The organism is Bacillus solitudinis, from assembly GCF_002797395.1.
Classification (GTDB): domain Bacteria; phylum Bacillota; class Bacilli; order Bacillales; family Bacillaceae_D; genus Halalkalibacter_A; species Halalkalibacter_A solitudinis.
Window position 1 is genome coordinate 24613 of sequence record NZ_KZ454943.1, and the last position, 21143, is coordinate 45755.

28 protein-coding genes and 1 pseudogene are annotated in these 21143 nt (G+C 37.6%); 7 read left to right on the forward strand and 22 right to left on the reverse strand.

Annotated elements, in window-relative coordinates; genetic code table 11:
* The first annotated feature begins 2 nt into the window (after positions 1-2).
* Positions 3-437: an Hsp20/alpha crystallin family protein gene (locus CEF19_RS00130; RefSeq protein WP_100404205.1), complete on the forward strand. Its 435-nt coding sequence runs from the start codon at positions 3-5 to the stop codon at positions 435-437.
* 19 nt (positions 438-456) lie between these two features.
* Positions 457-783 carry a YppG family protein gene (locus tag CEF19_RS00135; protein WP_100404206.1) on the forward strand — a complete coding sequence of 109 codons (327 nt, stop codon included), beginning with the start codon at positions 457-459 and terminating at the stop codon, positions 781-783.
* Position 784: 1 nt separating this feature from the next.
* Here CEF19_RS00135 and CEF19_RS00140 read toward each other — a convergent pair whose 3' ends face one another.
* From CEF19_RS00140 to metA, 5 genes are all read right to left on the reverse strand, one after another.
* Complete coding sequence (locus CEF19_RS00140; RefSeq protein ID WP_100404207.1) at positions 785-985, reverse strand: hypothetical protein; 201 nt, start codon at positions 983-985, stop codon at positions 785-787.
* Positions 986-1214: 229 nt separating this feature from the next.
* Complete coding sequence (locus CEF19_RS00145; RefSeq protein ID WP_100404208.1) at positions 1215-2393, reverse strand: MFS transporter; 1179 nt, start codon at positions 2391-2393, stop codon at positions 1215-1217.
* A gap of 75 nt (positions 2394-2468) precedes the next feature.
* Positions 2469-3686 carry an EAL domain-containing protein gene (locus CEF19_RS00150; protein WP_100404209.1) on the reverse strand — a complete coding sequence of 406 codons (1218 nt, stop codon included), beginning with the start codon at positions 3684-3686 and terminating at the stop codon, positions 2469-2471.
* Between the two features lie 80 nt (positions 3687-3766).
* Positions 3767-4606 (reverse strand): alpha/beta fold hydrolase, encoded by an 840-nt coding sequence (locus tag CEF19_RS00155; protein WP_227521882.1) that lies wholly within the window; start codon positions 4604-4606, stop codon positions 3767-3769.
* Between the two features lie 172 nt (positions 4607-4778).
* Positions 4779-5690: a homoserine O-acetyltransferase MetA gene (gene metA / locus CEF19_RS00160; RefSeq protein WP_100404210.1), complete on the reverse strand. Its 912-nt coding sequence runs from the start codon at positions 5688-5690 to the stop codon at positions 4779-4781.
* Between the two features lie 340 nt (positions 5691-6030).
* On the opposite strand from metA, the gene CEF19_RS00165 reads away from it, so the two are divergent.
* Positions 6031-6699: a reverse transcriptase-like protein gene (locus CEF19_RS00165; RefSeq protein WP_100404211.1), complete on the forward strand. Its 669-nt coding sequence runs from the start codon at positions 6031-6033 to the stop codon at positions 6697-6699.
* 33 nt (positions 6700-6732) lie between these two features.
* Here CEF19_RS00165 and CEF19_RS00170 read toward each other — a convergent pair whose 3' ends face one another.
* From CEF19_RS00170 to CEF19_RS00200, 7 genes are all read right to left on the reverse strand, one after another.
* Positions 6733-7593 carry a PHP domain-containing protein gene (locus tag CEF19_RS00170; RefSeq protein WP_100404212.1) on the reverse strand — a complete coding sequence of 287 codons (861 nt, stop codon included), beginning with the start codon at positions 7591-7593 and terminating at the stop codon, positions 6733-6735.
* 11 nt (positions 7594-7604) lie between these two features.
* Positions 7605-8099, reverse strand: a complete 495-nt coding sequence (locus tag CEF19_RS00175) for a DUF4352 domain-containing protein (protein ID WP_100404213.1) — start codon at positions 8097-8099, stop codon at positions 7605-7607.
* A gap of 89 nt (positions 8100-8188) precedes the next feature.
* A complete protein-coding gene (nadE, locus tag CEF19_RS00180; RefSeq protein ID WP_100404214.1) occupies positions 8189-9013 on the reverse strand; it encodes an ammonia-dependent NAD(+) synthetase in 825 nt (274 codons plus the stop codon).
* 15 nt (positions 9014-9028) lie between these two features.
* Positions 9029-9331 (reverse strand): hypothetical protein, encoded by a 303-nt coding sequence (locus CEF19_RS00185; RefSeq protein WP_100404215.1) that lies wholly within the window; start codon positions 9329-9331, stop codon positions 9029-9031.
* A 34-nt stretch (positions 9332-9365) separates the two neighbouring features.
* Positions 9366-9617 carry a hypothetical protein gene (locus CEF19_RS00190; protein WP_100404216.1) on the reverse strand — a complete coding sequence of 84 codons (252 nt, stop codon included), beginning with the start codon at positions 9615-9617 and terminating at the stop codon, positions 9366-9368.
* A 132-nt stretch (positions 9618-9749) separates the two neighbouring features.
* Positions 9750-9977 carry a small acid-soluble spore protein Tlp gene (gene tlp / locus CEF19_RS00195; RefSeq protein WP_100404217.1) on the reverse strand — a complete coding sequence of 76 codons (228 nt, stop codon included), beginning with the start codon at positions 9975-9977 and terminating at the stop codon, positions 9750-9752.
* Positions 9978-10033: 56 nt separating this feature from the next.
* Positions 10034-10459: an acyl-CoA thioesterase gene (locus CEF19_RS00200; protein WP_100404218.1), complete on the reverse strand. Its 426-nt coding sequence runs from the start codon at positions 10457-10459 to the stop codon at positions 10034-10036.
* Positions 10460-10615: 156 nt separating this feature from the next.
* Here CEF19_RS00200 and CEF19_RS00205 point away from each other — a divergent pair, with 156 nt between their 5' ends.
* A complete protein-coding gene (locus tag CEF19_RS00205; RefSeq protein ID WP_100404219.1) occupies positions 10616-11257 on the forward strand; it encodes a TVP38/TMEM64 family protein in 642 nt (213 codons plus the stop codon).
* 174 nt (positions 11258-11431) lie between these two features.
* Here CEF19_RS00205 and CEF19_RS00210 read toward each other — a convergent pair whose 3' ends face one another.
* The 6 genes from CEF19_RS00210 to acnA all read right to left on the reverse strand — a co-directional run bounded on the left by CEF19_RS00210 (position 11432) and on the right by acnA (position 16268).
* A complete protein-coding gene (locus CEF19_RS00210) occupies positions 11432-11896 on the reverse strand; it encodes a VanZ family protein (RefSeq protein WP_100404220.1) in 465 nt (154 codons plus the stop codon).
* Between the two features lie 177 nt (positions 11897-12073).
* A complete protein-coding gene (sspN, locus tag CEF19_RS00215) occupies positions 12074-12214 on the reverse strand; it encodes a small acid-soluble spore protein N (RefSeq protein ID WP_100404221.1) in 141 nt (46 codons plus the stop codon).
* Positions 12215-12279: 65 nt separating this feature from the next.
* Positions 12280-12408, reverse strand: a complete 129-nt coding sequence (locus CEF19_RS00220) for an FbpB family small basic protein (protein WP_100404222.1) — start codon at positions 12406-12408, stop codon at positions 12280-12282.
* Positions 12409-12463: 55 nt separating this feature from the next.
* Positions 12464-13183 (reverse strand): DUF421 domain-containing protein, encoded by a 720-nt coding sequence (locus tag CEF19_RS00225; RefSeq protein WP_100404223.1) that lies wholly within the window; start codon positions 13181-13183, stop codon positions 12464-12466.
* Between the two features lie 81 nt (positions 13184-13264).
* Positions 13265-13405, reverse strand: coding sequence for a hypothetical protein (locus CEF19_RS23410; RefSeq protein ID WP_198510216.1), 141 nt, complete (start codon positions 13403-13405; stop codon positions 13265-13267).
* Positions 13406-13553: 148 nt separating this feature from the next.
* The gene (gene acnA, locus CEF19_RS00230) at positions 13554-16268 is read right to left on the reverse strand and encodes an aconitate hydratase AcnA (protein ID WP_100404224.1); all 2715 of its coding nucleotides are present in this window, start codon (positions 16266-16268) and stop codon (positions 13554-13556) included.
* A gap of 413 nt (positions 16269-16681) precedes the next feature.
* Between acnA and sspO the strand changes: the two genes are divergently transcribed.
* Positions 16682-16843 carry a small acid-soluble spore protein O gene (gene sspO, locus CEF19_RS00235; RefSeq protein ID WP_100404225.1) on the forward strand — a complete coding sequence of 54 codons (162 nt, stop codon included), beginning with the start codon at positions 16682-16684 and terminating at the stop codon, positions 16841-16843.
* A gap of 18 nt (positions 16844-16861) precedes the next feature.
* A complete protein-coding gene (locus CEF19_RS00240) occupies positions 16862-16996 on the forward strand; it encodes a small acid-soluble spore protein P (RefSeq protein WP_100404226.1) in 135 nt (44 codons plus the stop codon).
* A 20-nt stretch (positions 16997-17016) separates the two neighbouring features.
* Here CEF19_RS00240 and CEF19_RS00245 read toward each other — a convergent pair whose 3' ends face one another.
* From CEF19_RS00245 to CEF19_RS00255, 3 genes and pseudogenes are all read right to left on the reverse strand, one after another.
* A complete protein-coding gene (locus tag CEF19_RS00245; protein ID WP_100404227.1) occupies positions 17017-17520 on the reverse strand; it encodes an acyl-CoA thioesterase in 504 nt (167 codons plus the stop codon).
* Between the two features lie 12 nt (positions 17521-17532).
* Complete coding sequence (selA, locus tag CEF19_RS00250) at positions 17533-18912, reverse strand: L-seryl-tRNA(Sec) selenium transferase (RefSeq protein WP_100404228.1); 1380 nt, start codon at positions 18910-18912, stop codon at positions 17533-17535.
* Positions 18913-18972: 60 nt separating this feature from the next.
* Positions 18973-19164, reverse strand: a pseudogene (locus tag CEF19_RS00255) (Rdx family protein); the annotation flags it as partial.
* A 171-nt stretch (positions 19165-19335) separates the two neighbouring features.
* On the opposite strand from CEF19_RS00255, the gene selD reads away from it, so the two are divergent.
* Complete coding sequence (gene selD, locus CEF19_RS00260) at positions 19336-20388, forward strand: selenide, water dikinase SelD (RefSeq protein WP_227521883.1); 1053 nt, start codon at positions 19336-19338, stop codon at positions 20386-20388.
* A gap of 72 nt (positions 20389-20460) precedes the next feature.
* Here selD and CEF19_RS00265 read toward each other — a convergent pair whose 3' ends face one another.
* A complete protein-coding gene (locus CEF19_RS00265; protein ID WP_100404230.1) occupies positions 20461-20949 on the reverse strand; it encodes a ferritin in 489 nt (162 codons plus the stop codon).
* Positions 20950-21143 lie beyond the last annotated feature (194 nt).

Genomic DNA, 21143 nt, shown 5'->3' on the forward strand with positions numbered 1-21143 from the left:
TCTTGTCTGAAAAACACTCAAAACCTCGCAAGCTCCCAAATGGCTATCAGGACATTTTGAGGTCAATTGATGATTTTTTTCAACAAACGTATCAACAGTTACAGGAATACCCATTATTCAATTCTCCTATTCCAACTCGAGTAATTGAAAATAAAGATGTATTTATTATCGAAGCTGATTTGCCAGGAATTGATAAAAATCAAATCCAATTAGATATTTACCGACAATCGGTTCGGATTCGTGTTCACCATCATGAGGAGGTTCAGGTAAACGATGAAAAGCTTGATGTTGTTCAGAAACAAGCTTCCTCTCAAGTACGTGAACGAATAATCCCCATTCCTTTTGCTGTTTCAGAAAATGATGTTACAGCTACTTATCGAAATGGCCTATTAAGAATAAAGCTTCCCAATAACCGACGAAATATAGAAATCGACTAATTATCAGGAGGGATGTAGTATGTTTGGACCACAACCTTGGTATCATCAACAGCAAAGACCATTATCTACCCGTCCACCGATACCACCTAATTATTCTCCACAGCAAAGGCCGCCACAACCGTGGGGAATGCCAATGCACCATCAAATACAACATTTTTCAAACCATCCTCAGGGCTATCAAATGCCGAATGTAAAAAAGCCCTCGATGTTTAAAACTGCCTTTACATCAGAGGACGGAAAATTTGATGTTGGAAAAACTGTTCAAACGGTTGATCAAGTGGTGAAAACTGTTCATCAAGTCTCGCCACTCGTCAAACAAGTCGGAGCATTTTTCATAAAAAAATAACTTATTTCCTCAATCTTAACCCATAGGCGAGTGTTTGATTTGAGTTAATCATTTTTAACCCTTGAGTAGGTTTAAAATCTATTTTTAAGTAATTCCCTATTTCTTCTTTCGCTTTCTGGTCATAAATGAAAGGAATAAAGTCAATTTCAATTGCATTATCTTCTTGTCTCGGCTCATCCAGAGCGAGATAAAACTCAATCATCGTACTTCATTCAAATGTATCTCTAGCAACGATACGCACGGCACGTTCATCCTTGATCGTGCCCTTTAAATGTTTAAGTGCCATTTCAGTTACAACAATATTCACGGTTCAGCCCCCTCTCACGAATTTTAACATAATATATTGTATCAGCTACTAAACTTAGAAGCTACTGTGCAGTAGAAGGTATCAGATAGAGATACTCATTTACAACGATACCCATCTAATTCTTTTAAGCTTCTACCGAATTCGAAGCTGAATCTATTTGCTTCGATTCATTAAAATGTTTAAATATCGTTAAACTTATTGCCCCTAAAAAGGCCGAAATTCCGATAATAATATAAAGTGCTTGTAAACTAAAAGCTTCTATCATCCAACCTCCAAATAAGGAACCAATGATTCCACATACACCTAATGTCATCGTCAAGAAGAGAAGATGTCCTGTTGCTTGGAATTGTTCGGGAACGAGTCTATTAACAAAATGAAGACCTCCAATATAAAACAGACCAAAGGTGACGCCGTGGATAAGCTGTAGAGGTAAGATCATCCAAGGTACCGTTATCAAGCTCATTAGCATCCAACGAATTCCGTAAAGAAGTCCAGATAGTATGATAAACGAGATTGGATGCCATCGTTTAAACCACCAGGCGCTCGTTGCAAACATAACTGCTTCCGTTGCAACGCCAATAAACCAACTCCAGCCAATTAACGATTCAGGTCCTCCTAGTTCGACAATATAAATACCTAGAAAGCTGTCATTGGTTCGGTGCGTAATAGAGACTAACATTGCGCAAGGAAAAAAAATTAGTAAGGCAGGATTTAATCCCATTTTTAATGCACTTATAATTGTGACCGGCTTACTTGTGACTGGAATGTCCTTAAGGGTAAATGCAAGAATACACGCAAATGTTGCTACACAAATCATTAACAGCATAGTATATTGAACACCTACCATCATTAAAATATAACCTGCAGTTAATGACGTAATAGCAAACCCAATAGAACCCCACATTCTAATTTTTCCGAAACTCATACGTCTGCTATTGGCAGTCCGTTGTGATAGACTATCCCCTAATGCCGTACTAGACGTGATAAATAGAAATAAAACAAACATCATAATAAGATAACCTTTAAATGAATCCATAAAAGTAAAAATAAATCCTGAGACTAATACGCCGCATAATGTTATCACAATCATTCGTTTTATTGTTTTATATTTATCACTTAAATAACCCCAAAGTGGTTGAGCGAGTATCGTTGCAAACGGACCAACAGCCATCAACATCCCAACTTGTGTTCCACTTAAGCCTTCAGCCCGAAATAAAACAGGCATATAGCTATTAACAATTGTCATCGCTGAATAAACAAAAAACAAATAAGCCATTAATCGGTAAAGTGACCGAGTTTCCATTGAAGCACTCCCTTTAAAATTGTCCATTCATTTTCATAAAAATACCTCAATCATAAATATGACTGAGGTTCATTTTTACAATAATCCTTCTTGCTCAAATAAAAATTCGTAAGGAATATCTAGAAATAAAAATAACGAATCTGAGATTGGATAGGAGTAAGTTCGAATTCGTTCATCCTGGTCAATATCTGTATATAAATCTGACAATATCCCTTTCTTTTCTACATTCATTCTAACAATATTCTCAAGGAAGTATGGACGCCAACTCCAATTTTTATAACGACCTTCCTCAATTAAAATCCACTCATTCGTTGAAATCTTTTCCGCATTAGAGGATTGCTGAAACCCTTCCTCATTACATATATAAACACGAAACGCAAATGGATTACAATCCTTTGCAACCAACATAATCATCTCATCATATGTATCGGTTTCACTTATCTTTTTCATAGAAGCTTTGAGTTGCTGATTCATTTTATTTGTCAGGGCAATTTGAGCTTCCATTTTCCTTCGTTCAAACACAATAAAATGATGAAATTCCTTCTGCATTTTATCTCTACAAATCATCGGGTCTACAAATTTAGGAACGGGACTTAAAAGATACGTACCTTGATAATAGCGACCACCATTACGCCATGAATAGTTTAATTGATTAAAATTAGAAATTCCTTCAAAAAGTAAGGTAGCACCTATTTTTCTAGAAAGCATCGCTAAAGATTGATGGACATCCCTATAAAGATGTGGAAGTTCCTCTTCTTCCATAAAAGCAACATTTACTTTAACAATATTTGGCTTTAACATTGCAATTTGGTCTAAATTTGTTTTTGATTGACCTAAGTCATCAATGGCAATTCTAAGTCCTATGCTTTGCAAATAAACGAATAAATGCTTGATATCATTAAGATGCTCTGATATTTCTTCTTCCTTTAGTTCAAGGACTATATGGTTTAAATTTAAACCCTTGTTACGATATGGCTCCACCCTTTTTAAGAACGTCTCTCCATTGTCCTTTAAAAGCAAATCAGCGTCATAATTAAAGAACATCACTGCTGATTGGTCAGTCTCCATATAAGCATCTAGCGCGATACTCTGTAAGTAATCATCGAGTTCGAGGCGATATTCGTCTGGAATCGATTTATCCTGAAAAAACCAACCTAAGTTTACGATACCCTCCTCTGTTTGCATACGAGCGAGGACTTCATAACCAACTATAAGTTGTTTGTCTGCACTTATAATCGGTTGGTAGTAAGGAAAAACTTTATCTTTATTCATCAAGACATCCAATGGGTCCACTCATTCCACCTCCACAAACAAAACATCACACTATTAATTATAGCACATTTCATGTGACAAACGAGTGTAATGCTTCGCCTTCAAAACGTTTCTCCCAAAAAATGTTTTATTTTTTCCGCTACCTCTTTTGGACGCTCTTCCGGCAAAAGATGACCGGTCTTTTTGTAGGAATAAAAGGTTGCGTTTGGTAAATCACGGGCTAGACGTTTGCCTATTCGAACAGGAATGATTTGATCTTCCTCTCCCCATAAAATTAAACATGGCTGTGAAATTTTTTTTAGTTCTTCTCCCTTTAAATCTCCTTCTCGCTGGCGAATTAAACATATTAACGCATCATAAAAAGCTTTTTCTTGTAAGGGGCGACTATATTCCTCCACTGCTACAGGTTTAATCAATTTCTTATTGTACACAGCTTGAAGAATGGCCTTACGGTAGTCTTTCTTTTGAATCCACCAACGTATCGCTTGTCTTGCAAAAGGGATGTATGTTGCATACATAAATGAGCGTTTTACGCGCTGCATATACCCTGAACTAGAGAGCAATATAATTCGGTCTACAAGATCAGGTTTCTTTTTAGCGGTGTATAACGCAACTTGACCACCCATTGAGTGTCCAACAAGTGAGACACTATTTAACTCATGTAAATGAATAAACTCAGTAATTAAATCAGCATAGTTGTCAAATGAATAACAAAATGATTTTGTTTTACCACTTTGGCCGAATCCAGGTAAATCAAGCGAAATCACATCATATCTTGTTATTAAAAAGGGAATAATCGAACGAAAACTAAAGCTAGATGAAACAAAACCGTGAATCATTACCAATGTCCCTTCACTTCTTCTTGTACACGTATAGGATTCGTAATATACATGAGTTCCCATTAATGATACAATTGATTTCCTCATTTTTCCTTCCGTCATTATTCACCTCTATAATTCCATTTTCAAAGTTCCAATTTCTGTACTAGAGTCACATTTGAATTTGGTTGATATGGATAATTTGTACTGTTTCGTTGTCAAGCATGCATGATAAGAATATTAAAAACGCCAAAAAAGCTAGGACATTGAGATACGTCCTAGCTTCTCATTCAAATTATTTAGATAAGTCATACGGTGTTTCTTGGTAGACATAATAGTTAAGCCAATTTGAGAACAATAAATTAGAATGAGCACGCCAGCGAAGACGCGGTTCTTCCTGAGGGTTATCCTTGGGGAAATAATTACAAGGCATATTTATTTTCATCCCTTTGTTAATATCACGTTCATATTCATCCTTTAACGTGCTAGAGTCATATTCGGAATGACCTGTAACAAATATTTGTTTACCATTTTTTGAACCTACGATATAAACGCCGGCTTGCTCAGACATGCTTAAAATTTCTAAATCAGGGATTGCTTCAATGTCCTTCTTCCGCACCTCCGTGTGTCTTGAGTGCGGGGCTAAAAATTCATCATCGAATCCACGAAGTAGTTTGCGATTTTGTACTTCCGTGGAATGAGGAAAGATACCAAATAACTTCTCCTCCAATTTGTATTTCTTAACACCGTAATGATGATAAAGACCGGCTTGAGCGCCCCAGCATATATGAAGAGTAGAAGTGACATTTTGCACACTCCAGTTCATAATTTGCTGTAATTCTTCCCAATAATCAACTGCTTCAAATTCAAATCTTTCAACAGGTGCACCTGTGATAATCATGCCATCAAATTTTCTGGATTTCACCTCATCAATCGTTTTATAGAACGATTGAAGATGCTCATGCGATGTATTTTTAGATACATGCGTGTCCGGGTATAAGAATGAAACGTCAATTTGAAGCGGTGAATTGCCGAGCAAACGAAGAAGTTGAGATTCCGTTGTCTCTTTAATCGGCATTAGGTTTAGAATCAATATCTTTAAGGGCCGAATGTCCTGTGAATAGGCTCGACTTTCATCCATAACAAATATATTTTCAGCCTTTAGTATCTCTTTTGCTGGTAAATGGTCTGGAATTCGGATAGGCATATGTTTCTCTACTCCTTTATCGTTCATCGTACGCTTGAATGGTACAAGTCAATTTTTCAAATACTATTCTTACTTAACAATCTTGTCTCTTATGCTACGTACAAGAATACACGATGTAGCCAAAAACTTAAAGAAGAAAAGTTAAAAAAGTTAAAATAAGAGAATACTCATTACATTTCCCCTACAAGGTGATTGTTATCTACTACTTGGTGCCACTAGGACATAGAAGTTTTGAACTTGTTCTTGGGATTATCTTTCTCAAGGTTAGCTTTTTATGTAATAATTTAAATATCAAACATTTTAGAACTTCGAAAATCATTAGTTGAAAAGAGTTGATGACATGAATGTACGATTAGAATGGACTTACCGTGAATCAAAAAGAAAGCACGAATATTTTATGAAAAGTGAATTTATACCATTTACTGAGGCACTTCAATTAGCAGACGACTTAGAAAAGACTGGGCGTTTAAAAGAAATCACTTTCATTGATGAACATGATTCAAGTTGGTCCAAAAAAGATTTGCACCGTTTCTTAAAATCAATGGAAACGGAACCACACCAAGTCCATGCCTTTTGTGATGGTGGCTTTGATGTAAGTACTAAACAAGCTGGACTTGGAATCGTTATTTATTACACTCAGCACCATAAAACCTGGAGAATTCGACACAACGAGAAAATTGATTATCTAGTGGACAATAATGAAGCCGAATATGCAGCACTATTATTACTACTACAAAAACTTGAAGATATTGGTGTTCATCATCAAGCACTCGTAATCCATGCTGATTCGATGGTTGTGATTAATCAAGCTTCTGGAGAATGGCCCTGCTATGAGGAACATTATATCCCTTGGTTAGAACGTATTGAAAAGAAACTAAGCAACCTTGGTCTGAAGCCATCTTATCAGTTAGTAGACCGGCAAGAAAATAAGGAAGCTGATCAATTAGCTTCACAAGCACTACGAGATATTGAGATATCAAGTGTTCTTGAACAAGTAAAATTAAAATAATCCCAAAAAAAACTGAACCGAATTCATATCGGATCAGTTTTTCTCTAAACGCTCTATTACTTGGTGGGCATATGTATCAGCAAGTCTTGTTTCACCTAAACGACCAGGGACTCTTCCATAGTCCTCATGATGAAAATCAGACCCACCAGTCCGCAATAGAGATGAGCCAGTTTGAATTTCAATCTCCGTACAAAGCTTCTCGTATCTTCTAATATCCTCCTCTGAATGATCGCGATGGTACACTTCTATGCCATCAAGGCTCCATTTACTTACCCAATCCCCAATAGCTTCATCTAAACCATAGTAGCTTGGATGAGCAACCACAGCTATACCATTGGTTTTATGAATCCACTCAATCGCTTCTTTCACCGACATTTCATTTTCTTTATCAACATAACAAGGTTGACCTTCCGCTAAATAACGGTCAAAAGCCTCAGCAACATCCTTAACATAGCCATATTCAATTAGCGCTTTAGCTACATGCGGACGTCCAATGCTCCCTCCATCAACATGCTTTAATACGTCTTCTGCATTTACCACTAACCCAACGTTTACAAGCTTCTCAAGAATTGTATCAAGCCTTCTACGACGCATATCACGTTGTTTTGTTAGCATTGTATTCAATTCTTCATTTGTCCAATCTATACCAAACCCAAGTATATGGACACTTTTACCTTTAAATTTTGTGGAAAACTCAATGCCTGGAATAACCGTTATATTTAGAGGTTTAGCCGTTTCAATGGCTGGGCGAATTCCCTGAACTGTATCATGATCGGTTAATGAGATGATACGCAATCCAACACCAGCACATTTTTCTACTAACTCCTTGGGTGAATAGCCTCCATCAGATGCAGTTGAATGCATGTGCAGGTCACTGTTTCTTATTTTAGTCATTTGTCTTCCTTTCAATTGCTGACATGAATATCCCATATAACTTGTCCGGTTCGTAAATGATCTGTATAGACCAACTCGTAATTTGAAGCTATGGGTACTTCAAACGCGACCTCCCCCCGATTGGATCGTCCCGGGTGAAGTTGACCACCTAAAATTCCTTTTGTTTCAATATCAGAAGAAGAAGTATACGCATAATTATCTTCATCGACTAAGGTCAATTTAAAAAGCGAGAACTCGTATACTGTCTCTCTATTATTTTCTAAGGAAAAATCAATAATCACAAATTGAGTAGCTTCCGTTTCTCCAGGTTCTGTACGGATGTGATTCACTGTCAAATATACCTGATTAATCTCTTTAGTCATGCCATTTAGTTGTTCTTGCTGCTGGTGTGTAGTAACTTCTTGACCAGCTTCTGTTCTGAAAATCTCTTTACCCATTACCAAATAAATAACGATAGAAAATAAGCATACACTTAACACCGCTAATAAAAAGAACTTTCTCTTCATGACAATTTCCTCTCTCCAATCAATTCTCTCTTTTTAAACCATTCACATTATTAGATTATGATGATTGGAAAAGGTTCATGCCACGAATATTATTTCCACCAAGTATCGTAAATAGTAACAGGTAATTGTCGTTTATGTTCTGTCATTTCATAGCGTTTTTCAATTTTGTCGACAATTTGCGAATCGACTTTTCTTCCTTCTAGATAATCATCTAATTGTTCGTATGTCATACCTAGGGCTATCTCATCCGGTAATCCAGGTTTATCGTCTTCTAAGTCTGCCGTTGGTACTTTTAAATATAGATGTTCCGGTGCACCTAATTCCATTAATAACGATTTACCTTGTCTTTTATTTAGCCCAAATAATGGTGCAATGTCACAAGCACCATCCCCGTGTTTCGTGTAAAAACCAGTTATTGCTTCTGCTGCATGATCTGTACCAATCACTAAACAACCGAAATGAGCAGCAATGTCATATTGGACCTTCATCCGTTCGCGCGCTTTTGTATTTCCTTTATTAAATAAGGATAACTCCTCACCTGTAGCTTCCTCAAAAGAGGCGACAGACGCATCGACGGACGGTTTAATATTGACGGTTATCACACGGCTTGGTTCAATAAATCTAATGGCATCTTGTGCATCTTCCTCATCTTGCTGCTCTCCATACGGAAGCCTGACTCCGATAAATTGGTAATTAATTGAGTCTTGTTCTCCGTTTAATTCATCCACTGCCCGTTGAGCTAGTTTTCCAGCTAATGTAGAATCTTGACCACCTGAGAGACCCAAGACATATCCATTTGTTTTGCTATGGAGCAAATAATCCTTTAGGAAATTAACCCTCGTTTCAATTTGCTTTTCTACACTTATTTCTGCTTTAGTATGAAGTTCTTCTTTTACTTGCTGTTGTATAGACATGTTGATTCCTCCGTTCTATGTTCTTTTAAAGCGTGTTAGTTGATTCCATTCCCCTTCATTTTTCAAAATAAACTCTTGCTTTTCACCTAAAAGGTCAAAATGTGGAAATGGATGACGATTGTGTAACCATTCACGTTTTAGGCCATAACGTCTACCCCAGATTAAAAGCTTATTAATATCCGAACATGCAACCTTCGTAACAGTATTACATTGTGGAAATCGCTCATCCATCCAATAATGAGTGAGAAAAGCAATATCCCCTTTAGTTGCTTTCATTTTCCAGTCTTGAAGCTCTTGCTTTTTAATACCAAACGCCATGTTTCACAGCCCTCTTTCAACCTTTTCTCTCCTATCATATCATGCTAAACCATTTTTTTCTTCTTTGACGCTGAAACTGTTTTTCGTGTTGTAAAACACGAATTCGCTGCATAACATCCCGTTTATTATCAAATTCTGACTCTTTATTTACTCCTACTTCCGATTCGACCATTCGATTTAAAGATTCCAATGCCAGTGCTCGAACATGTGGATTATCAGAACTCATCTGCTTTACAACTAATGAAAACTTCGACCATTCCATCTCAAGATTTCTCTTAAACGACATGTTATATCGTCCTCCTCCGTTATCGTGTTATGTATTATTTCCCTTCACTGTTTGCATTTCCCTTTAACAAACTTTGTTTCATTACGTCTTAATTTAGCGAATTTAACCCACAAAAAAGAGTAGGCGCTAGGCCTACTCTTTAAAACCATTTGTTCTAGCATTCATTTCATCAGAGATTTCCTCATCAAAGCCATGAATACTATTTTCGCGACGTTCATTCTTTGCTTTGATCGCCTGTCTTTGGACATTAGAGTCTGTGTACTCTAATGCTTCTTCTGCCGCTTCAATATTGTGCTCGGTTTGTTTTTTCATTGTTTGCAACTTTTCAACATTGTCTTGACGGTTATCTGGTTTAGCCATATGAAGGTCCCCCTTTTTGAATAGGTACCTCTCTAGTATTGGATAAGGCCAAAACTTTATTCTGGTTGAGCTTTAACTTTTTCGTAAATAGCATGCCACTCTGGCATATGTTTTTTCATTGAAATAGGGCGGAACGTATCTTTTCTAACACAAACATGGGTACTCGCTCCCGTCACACAAAGAATTCCTTCCTGATTTAACACTTCATATTGATATGTAACCCTCAGACCATTGTAAGATCCTACCCAAGTCTTAACCGTTACAATATCACCGTATTTAGTTGGGTGCTTATAGGAAACCTGAATGTCTGTTACTGGGGCAAGTATTCCTTCTCTTTCCATTTCAGCATAGCTGTATCCAATCGTTTTTATAAATTGTGTTCTTCCTACTTCAAACCAAACAACATAATTTGAATGATGGACAACTCCCATTTGATCCGTTTCTGCGTACCTTACTTCAATAGTCGTTTCTGCTACTTGCATAATATTCCCTCATTTCTACTACTTCTTGCTAAATTACAATAAAAAGATGCTATATATTGTACCATGACCAGTTAATCACCGCTAGAATCAGGAAATTCTTTTTCTTTCCCCGAAAGATATGAGAAAATAGAAAAGCATTCTGAAGGAGGTTATACCTTGAAAAAAGTAACTGTTATACTTACATATAGTTTTATTGGTTTTTTGATTTATTTATATGGTGAGTCCTTATTAAATTGGATAAGAAGTGGCGGAACGGATTATTTATTACTGACCACTTTTCTTGCTATCATATTTGCCCTTTTCCCAATTATCCCTTACCCAATTATTGGCGGAATTCTTGGAGCCGCTTATGGACCTATATTAGGCAGTAGCGTTACTTGGATTGGCTCTTCCCTTGCCTCTATCATTATGTTTGCTATTGTACGTTATGGTTATCAAGACTTAGGACAAGCCATTCTACATCGTTACTCAGCCTTATCAAAAATCACCATTTTATTTGAAAAGAATGCGTTTATGACCATTTTCATTACTAGGCTTATCCCTGTTATTCCTTCGGTTGTGGTCAACCTTTACTCTGCCTTAAGCAAAGTTGCATTTTCAAGTTATACAGTTGCATCTGCGCTTGGGAAAGTACCATCAATGGTGTTATTTGCCGTTGTCGGAAACAGCATCGTTTCTAATCCATCGGAATTATTGATGATTGCTTTATATTATAGCTGCTTTCTTATCATTGTTTTTACTTGCTACAAAATGTGGATTCGCTATGGCAAACAACCTAAAAAGCTCCACGGTTCTTAATGAGGCCACTGAAAAAGGTACGATTTTCACCTTTTTTCAATGGCCACTTCAAGTGGAGACGTCGCTTTATTTTAAGCCCGCTATAAACGGGTTTAAAATAGCGAACGCGCGACAATCGGACCCATGGCTGCTTTTTTACTTTTTCAGTGGCTTCGTTCTTAATCGAGGATCTCCTTATGTAGTAAAGATAACTATTCTGCTTTTAATCCATAGAAGCAAGGTACAAGACAATACACCAATGAATGTACCCATGGTGTTTAAGATTACATCGTCAATATTCGAAACCCGATGCGTAAACAAAAACTGACACATTTCAATAAAAGCAGACGTCAAAAAACCGATTGTCGTTATCATACCAATATTCCGTAATTTAGGAATGGAAAGTGGCAGCAAAAAACCTAAAGGTATAAATAAAACTACGTTTCCGATCAAAATACGAATCGGATCCATTATATTTGGACTAAACATAGCAATGCGATAGATGCTTCGCAAAGGAATAAGATTATAATTTCTTCCTCCTGGTCCTGCTGGCCCTAGAGAAGCACCATAATTCCATGCAAACAACGTCACGTAAAACAACATAAAGATATACAATACTAATAAGATATAGAGGTATTTCCTTAAGTGTTTTGTTCCCATAAAAACACATCCTTCGTTCCAATAACCTACCTCCATTATTTCTTTTTATCGTTGCTATGACAAGTCCTTTTCTATCGACAAGTTTCTAATAAGTCCTATAATTCCTAATATGCATACTAATTAGCGATAATATAGAAAATCATGAAAAGGGCCCTCCGTAGTGGAAGGCCCTTCATACTATCCTTTTGGAGGAACATAATCAGGATGTTCATTCCCTTTCATTGCTACCTTTTTCCCGTTGTTTGAATCAGATTTACGTGGTTGAGTTCCTAAATGGTCAGGTCTGAATCGAGCATGGTTCTGTTGGGTCTTTTTCATCCATATCTCCTCCTCTTTTTGTAGTTTGAACAAACGAGCAGAATTTAGACGAACCAACTTTTGTATTAATCCGCTTTTGTATGACGACGCTCCCACTGTTCTTCAATACGTTCCAATGCTTTTTGATCTTTTAGTAATTTTTCTTTATTTTCCTGAACTAGCTCTTGAAAAGTTAATTTTCTGACTCTTCTCACCCTTCACACTCCTTCTTCTTTTTACAAGCTTGGCAGAAATGGAATAAAAGTATACTTAAAATGATTTGTTTTTTTTCTTTGGACTAATATAGAAATCACCGGTTTCATCTATCGTCATACAAAAAATTTCCTTAGGATTCGAATAACCCCGTTTTTGGATTTCCTGTCTCAACCAGGTGACTGTTCCGACTTTCTTCACATTCTTGTCAATAATTTGGCCATCATCAATTAAGACAGATGAGTACCCTTTTGACATAGCAGGTATTTTTAAGTCTGAAGGTGTTACAGCCTCGTATATTGATTTTTTAATAACACTAATCGCCCCGTTCATCTCTAAAACAGCATAATCGATTTCCCTTAAATCACTTGTACTATTTAATCGTAAGTCCATTAAAAATGATTCTAAAGTGATTTTTGCTTTTTTCAGTTCTTCATGAAGAATGGTCCCATGTTTCATCAAAATAATCGGTTCATTTTCTATAACACGACGAAACCTAGGGGTCTTTAACGCCATATAAGTTAACCCAAGATGAAGCCCAGCTATTAAAGCTGCAGCTGAAAAAGGCCCCGCTAAATCTATACTTCCATCTGCAAGAGGTTCTCCAAGTACGTCCCCAATCACCACAGCGAAAATAAAATCTAATGCTTCAACAGAGCTAATAGATCGTTGACCAAGAATCTTAACTATGAGGAAAATGTATCCATAGATTATTATCGCTCTGATTAAAAAACCATAAATCGGTAAAGACTCAGAACCTACCCAAAAATCAAACAAGATGATCACCTTTCCTTTAGTATGTAAGTTAAAAAAGAGAAAACCTTAGAGAAATTTCTCGGTTTTCTCTCTAATAAATATTTATTGATTTTCTCGATTCATTTTTGCAGTTTCACGTTCCGCATATGACTCAAGTTCAGTCTCTGGATGATTTTGTTTTCCTTGTTTTTTAGCATTATTATTACGCTGAGCGTTTGCATTTCCCTTTTTCTGACGACCCATTTTATCGCCTCTCTTTCATTTGTTGTATTATTTAGCATGCTCATTTTTATAATATATATAAGAATAAAGTCAATTAATCCGGTACGTGAAATTATTATTAACCAGAAAAAAACAAGTCGCTCTTAAGCAACTTGTTTTTTTCTTTTTATTAAGCCAAACGATTACGAAGAACCATTTGAAGAATACCACCGTGACGATAGTAATCAACATCAACTTCACTATCGAAACGAACAAGAGCATTAAACTCTGTTTTTGTACCATCTTCAGCCGTTGCAATAACTTTCACTACATCACGTGGCTTCACATCATTTGAAAGTTGAACATCAAATGATTCTTTACCTGTTAATCCTAAAGACTCAGAACTATCGCCGTCCAAGAATTGAAGTGGAAGCACACCCATAAGAACAAGATTACTACGGTGGATACGCTCATAGCTTTCAGCAATAACTGTTTTGATTCCTAGAAGGTTCGTACCTTTGGCCGCCCAGTCACGCGAGCTTCCCATTCCATAATCCTTACCAGCTAAAATAGCAAGACCTGTACCATCTTCTTTATATTGCATAGCTGCATCATAAATAGATGTCACTTCTCCTGTAGGCCAGTACGTAGTGTAACCACCTTCTGTACCTGGAGCTACTTGGTTACGAATACGGATGTTTGCAAACGTACCACGCATCATCACTTCATGATGACCACGACGAGAACCATAAGAGTTGAAATCTTTTGGCTCGACGCCTTTAGAAATCAAGTACTTACCAGCAGGTGTATCTTTACCAATTGCACCAGCTGGAGAGATATGATCCGTTGTAACCGTATCACCAAACTTACCAATTACACGTAAACCAGACAATGGCTTAATGTCTTCAGGCTCAGCTGATAGGCCTTCAAAGAATGGCGGATTGGCAATGTACGTTGAATCCTCATTCCACTGATAAAGTGAATCCTCAGTTGTAGAGATTTCGTTCCAACGTGCATTACTACTAAATACATCATCATATTCACGACGGAATAATTCAGGAGTAACGGTTTTTTCAACTACTTCTTTAATTTCAACAGCAGTTGGCCAAATATCTTTAAAGTAAACATCATTTCCATCTTTATCTTTACCAAAAACATCATTTTGAAGATCAACATCAACTGTTCCAGCAAGTGCATATGCGACAACAAGTGGTGGTGACGCTAGATAATTGGCTTTTACTAATGGATGAATACGTCCTTCAAAGTTACGGTTTCCTGAAAGAACAGAAGTAACCGTTAAATCATTAGCAGCAATTGCCGATTCAATTTCCTCTTCAAGAGGACCTGAATTACCAATACATGTTGTACAGCCATAACCAACGATGTTAAATCCTAGCTTTTCCATGTAAGGTAAAAGTCCAGAATCTGTTAAATAGCCTGTAACAACCTTTGAACCAGGAGCAAGTGATGTTTTCACATACTCAGGTACTTCAAGACCTTTTTCAACAGCCTTTTTTGCAACAAGACCAGCAGCAACCAACACATACGGATTCGATGTATTTGTACAGCTTGTAATTGCTGCAATCGCAATCGAACCAGTATTCATTGTTGTAGAACGTCCGTCCTTGAACGAGACTTCCACTTCCTTATTAAATTCGTCTTCCGTAAGACCTAATCCTTGCGTACCTTGTGGAGATACAACTGCATTACGGAAAGAATCACGCATTTCAGTAAGTGGTACAAGATCTTGAGGACGCTTAGGACCTGCAAGATTGGCGACGATATCTGAAAGGTCGATTTCAACGACACTTGTGTAAGTTGGATCTGGTGTTTCACCAGCTACATAGAAAAGGTCGTTAGCTTTACAGTATTCTTCTACAAGCTTGATTTGCTCTTCAGCACGACCAGTTAGACGCAAATAGCTTAACGCTTCATCATCAACTGGGAAGAAACCACATGTTGCACCATACTCAGGAGCCATATTTGAAATGGTTGCACGGTCAGCAAGAGGCATTTCAGCAAGTCCTGGGCCGAAGAATTCAACAAATTTACCAACAACTTTTTTCTCGCGAAGTACTTGTGTTACTTTTAACGCCACATCTGTAGCAGTTGTTCCACTTGATAAAGAACCAGTAAATTTCACACCAATAACTTCTGGCACAGGGAAGTATGAAGGTTGGCCAAGCATTCCAGCTTCTGCCTCAATACCACCAACGCCCCATCCTAATACACCAATACCATTAATCATTGTTGTATGTGAATCTGTACCAACAAGAGTATCAGGGAAGGCAAGCGTCTCACCATCTTTTTCAGCAGCATGAACAACGTTTGCTAAATACTCTAGGTTAACTTGGTGAACGATTCCTGTTGCAGGAGGAACAGCACGATAGTTATCAAATGCTTTCTTAGCCCAGCTAAGGAAGTTATAACGCTCTCCATTACGTTGGAATTCTAAATCCATATTAAAATCTAGAGAATCCATTGTACCAGCTTTATCAACTTGTACAGAGTGATCAATAACAAGATCTACAGGGATTTCCGGATTAATTTGGTCAGGGTTTCCACCCATATCAGCCATTGCCTTACGAAGTGCTGCAAGGTCAACAACAGTAGGAACACCTGTGAAGTCTTGAAGAATTACGCGAGACGGTTTAAATGGAACGTCGATATCCTCGCTTTGCTCAGCAGTACCCCACTTTGCAAGGTTTTCTACATGTTCCTTTTTGATGAAATAATCATCATACTGACGAAGAACAGATTCAAGCAACACTTTTACCGAATATGGTAGCTTTGATACCTGTCCAATCCCAGCATCTTCTAATGCCTTCAATGAATAATAATTATACGTTTTTCCGTCTATTGAAAAAGACGAACGAGCCTTAAAAACATCATTACTTTTTGACATATGTATTCCCTCCTTCTCGACACTATCATACCGCATGCGGCATATCTTGTCTAAATCTGTGTATATAGAGTGGAGCTTTTTCCACATCAGAAAGCGCTTTATAGTTCTCAAGCCACACTCCTTCTCTAGAATAGCAAAAATCAGCGAAATAATAAATGCATTTTTGTAATTTAGTTGAATGTTTTTCATGAAAAAAGCCTACTCTAACCGCTTTTCTCACAAAAACATAGGATAATTATTCCAAAAACCGAACGTTTCTGTTCTATTTATCACTAATATTCAATAAATAACTTTATTTACATTCACCTTATCATAGTCTTGTTCGCTTTCTTCATCTTCATCCGTATTTATCAATAATCTAATTTGTATCAATCATCGTTCGAACACGCAAACTATTGTTGGAGGTGATGAATTTGACAAGAGAAAAAGCAAACCACCTTATTCCTGGAATGAATGCAGCAAAAGCCCAAGGAAAAGATGCCGGATACTCATCACAGTTTCAAGAGGAAATGGGTAACGAGCCTTTAACTGAAATGCAAAGACAAAACAACAAAAAAACAAAAAAACGACAGTAACGAAAAGGAGGTAACAAGATGGTCGAACGAAATACATCAAAGGACCAACGACGTAATTCACCTAAAGGGGCACAAGGGCAGCCAGAGCCTTTAAGTGGTTCTAAAAAAGTTAAACAAGCCAACCATACGCGTCAAAATCACGGGGAAGGCTGACCTAAGAAAAGGCAAACGAATCATTCGTTTGCCTTTTCTAGCTTCACTCTTTCTATGCTTTGCTCGCGCCTTTTTTTACGTGAAATAAACCGTTCCTCTGCATTGTCAAAGTGCCACTTTTCTTGATTAGTTTCTGGAATAACTTGGATTACCGGACTCGGTTTTCCCTCTTTATCTAGGGCAACGAACGTTAAATATGCCGATCCAGCTAAACGTCGCTCGCCTGTTCTCAAATTCTCAGCCTCTACTTTAACAAATACTTCCATAGACGTTGTCCTTGTATATGTCACGAAGCCTTCCACACAAATCGCCTCGCCTGTACGAATTGGGGAAATAAAATCAAGACTATCACTCGAGGCTGTCACGACAGCTTGGCGAGAATGCCTCATTGCCGCAATACTCGCCACTTTATCAATATATGCCATTACATTACCACCAAACATCGTCCCATGATAATTAGTATCTGGAGGCATCACTAAATCAGTTAAAATCGTTTTTGATTCAGAAGCTCTTTTTCCCTGCATCACGACACTCCCTCATTCTAGTTCCCAGATTCGATTTAGAATATCTCCATAGTCTTCTTCCTCTATCGTACGAAAATCAAGAGCAAGTTGTTCATCTTTTATCCGTGTAACGATTGCGGGGCTTCCTTTATGTAACGCATGATAAAGTGACTGTGTTTTCGCTCCTTCCTTAGATAAAAGAAGTAACCAAGTAGGTAATTCAACCGCAGGCATTGTTCCACCACCCACCATTGAAACATCTTTAGATAATTCAGCTCTCCAATTGTCGGGAAGCATCGTTCGGAAAGCTTCTGCTTTTGCGCGGATTTCATCAGCGTTTAGACAAATTGATTTTATCGTAGGAATATTTTTTTCTGGTGAACCTTTGACATAGTGTATTAACGTAGCTTCAAGGGCTGCAAGCGTCATTTTGTCCACCCTTAAAACTCTTGCTAGTTGGTGTTTCTTTAAACGGTCAATCCATTTCTTTTTCCCGGCAATTATTCCTGCCTGCGGACCACCTAAAAGCTTGTCTCCACTAAAAGTAACAAGATCTAATCCGTAAGCCAAGCTCTCTTTAACGGTCGGTTCATCTCCAATACCATAATTACGAAATTGAAACAAATCACCACTTCCCAAATCCTCATAAATAATTAGGTTACGTTGATTTGCAAGTGAAACTAATTCTTTCGATGCAACCTCGCTCGTAAAACCGATCGTTTTAAAATTACTAGTATGTACTTTCATAATCATCATAGTTTCTTCAGTTATTGCCTCTTCATAATCATAAAAATGTGTTTTGTTCGTTGTCCCTACTTCAACTAGGGATGCACCACTTTCAGCCATAATGGAGGAGATCCGAAAAGAACCACCGATTTCAACAAGCTCCCCCCTCGAAACAATAACTTCTTTGTCACTCGCTAACGCTTTTAATACAAGGAAAACAGCTGCCGCATTATTGTTGACAACCATGGCAGCTTCGGCTCCTGTTGTTTCTTTTACGAGTGACTCAATAATGTCATGCCTCGATCCTCGCTTTTGCTCGGAAAGATTATACTCGAGGTTGGAATAATGGCTGGCAACCTCAGCCACACGGGAAATCGCTTCTTTACTTAATGCCGCTCGCCCTAAATTTGTATGTAGAACTGTACCTGTTGCATTAATGACTCGTTGTAACGTTGGTTTATTCAATTGTTTTATTCTCTTATCAATCCGTTCAAAAATAAGCTGATTAAAATTAGTATGGTCTTTAAAGGTCCCCTCGATAATATCGCTTCTTAACTTAGAAACTTCAGCTTGAACCCATTCAGTTAATCGCTCTTTTGAGAAATCTTGTATTTGTAAAATCTCATGAAATTGTTTTTCCTGTTGTAATTCATGGATCGCAGGAAGGTTTCGTAATAATTTCAACATATGCCACCCTTCTTCGGTTGACCTAGTTATAACTACCACCACCGAAGAGGGTGACAGGAACTAGGAGTCTAAACGCTCAATTTGTTGTATAACCTCTTCTACTTCTGGGAATTGTCCAGTTTCTTTTTTAGAATAGATTTTTTCCCCATTTACAGTCACTTCAAATACTCCACCCGAACTTGTAATAAGTCGAACTTCTTTAATATTCCCTCGAAAGTGCTCCAACAATTGATCCGTGAAACTCACGGCTTTAGGTGCATAGTTTCACATCATACAAAATTCAACAGATACATTATAATTCATTAGAAATCAAACTCCTTTACAGTTTTTTCTCTTCTATTGTAGGATAAGACGAGGAAGGATGCAAAAAAACTGCATTTGTAAGACACAATAGAGATGAACTGGATTATAAGGAGGTTTCCCATGTTGAACAATCAAGAGAAAATTCGCTTAACGTCTTTTTCAACAAAGGCTGGTTGAGGCTGTAAAATTGGTCCTGAAGACCTGTCGCAAGTTTTGCGACATTTACCTAAACAAACGCATGACCCTAATCTTTTAGTCGGATTAGATACTTCAGATGATGCTGGTGCCTATCGTTTGACTGATGATTTAGCAATGATTCAGACTGTCGATTATTTTACACCTGTCGTTGACGACCCTTATATGTTTGGGCAAATTGCTGCTGCAAACGCATTAAGTGACGTCTATGCAATGGGTGGAAAACCAACGACCGTAATGAATATTGTTGGTTTTCCAATTAAAAAGTTGCCAGCAGAAATGCTTGCAGACATTTTACGTGGGTCTGCTGATAAAACAAAAGAAGCTGGAGCCGTTATCGTTGGGGGCCATTCAATCGATGATCAAGAGCCGAAGTTTGGTTTATCTGTTACGGGTTTGATTCATCCAGACCGTATTTTTAAAAATGTTGGTGCAAAACCTGGTGACGTGTTGGTTTTAACTAAACCCATTGGTGTTGGAATTTTAACGACCGGAATTAAACGTGAAGTTGTTACAGCAGAACAAGAACGAGCCGTAACTGAAACGATGGCACAACTGAACAAACTAGCCGCAGAACACTTATCTGCATTTAACCCTCACGCAGTAACAGATGTAACGGGATTCGGTTTATTAGGTCATAGTTTCGAAATGGCTAAAGGTAGTAATGTAAGCTTTGAAATTGATGTAAGTGCCGTTCCAATGCTTTCAGGAACACGCGAATTAGCAAGTCAAGGGATTATTCCAGGCGGTTCAAAAGAAAATGAACGTTGGTTAGCAGAATCTGTTCATTATGCTTCGTCTATCTCCGACGTCGAAAAAAGCATTCTATGTGATGCGATAACGTCTGGTGGCTTATTAATAAGCTTTACCGAGCAAGAGGCTAAAGCTTATGTTGAAGCCATGCATGCCGACGGTGCTCATGCTTCAATTATAGGTAAAGTTATTGATAAACAAGAACATGCTATTTCAGTTTTGTAATTAAGGATAAAAAAAGAACGCCTGGTTTTTTTGACCAAGCGTTCTTTTTCGTCTAGCGATTTCTTTTCTCTTTCACTTTCTCTCAGCTAACTCTCTATCCATAGTCATAAAGAAATCCCCGCCCACACTAACTCCTGAAAGCTTCTGGATGATATCTCTAAACAGCTCTTCTTCCTCCACTTGTTCATCAATGAACCAATGAAGAAATTGGATGGTCGCATGTTCCTTATGTTCAATAGCTAAATCCATAATCGAATAAATGCTACGAGTCACAGCTTGCTCTTGTTCAAGTGACTGCTTCGCAATATGTAGTGGGCTCTCATGCATATTATTTGGCGCTTTTAATGTTTGAAAATGTGGTCGTTCTCCCATTGAAACGAGAAAATGATAAAATTTCATCGCATGAGAACGTTCCTCTTCTGCTTGGACAATATAAAAATTTGCAAAACCACGATAACCATGTGCTGAAAAGTAAGAAGCCATCGCCATATATGAATGGGCTGCTTCAAATTCATAGGTCATTTGATTATTTAATGCAGTAACAAGCCCCTTGGGTAACATTGTCATTCCTCCAATTTCATTTCAAATCACAACTTCAACTACTCTATCTTTAAAAATACATTACCATAAATGCTAACATATTCATAAGTTTTTTCGAATCCAAATTCCTGAAACTGCATATATGATTTGGAATAATCGGAAAAAAGAGATATTTTAACCATTTCCAGTTAAAGACTGAGCAATCCGCGCTCGGC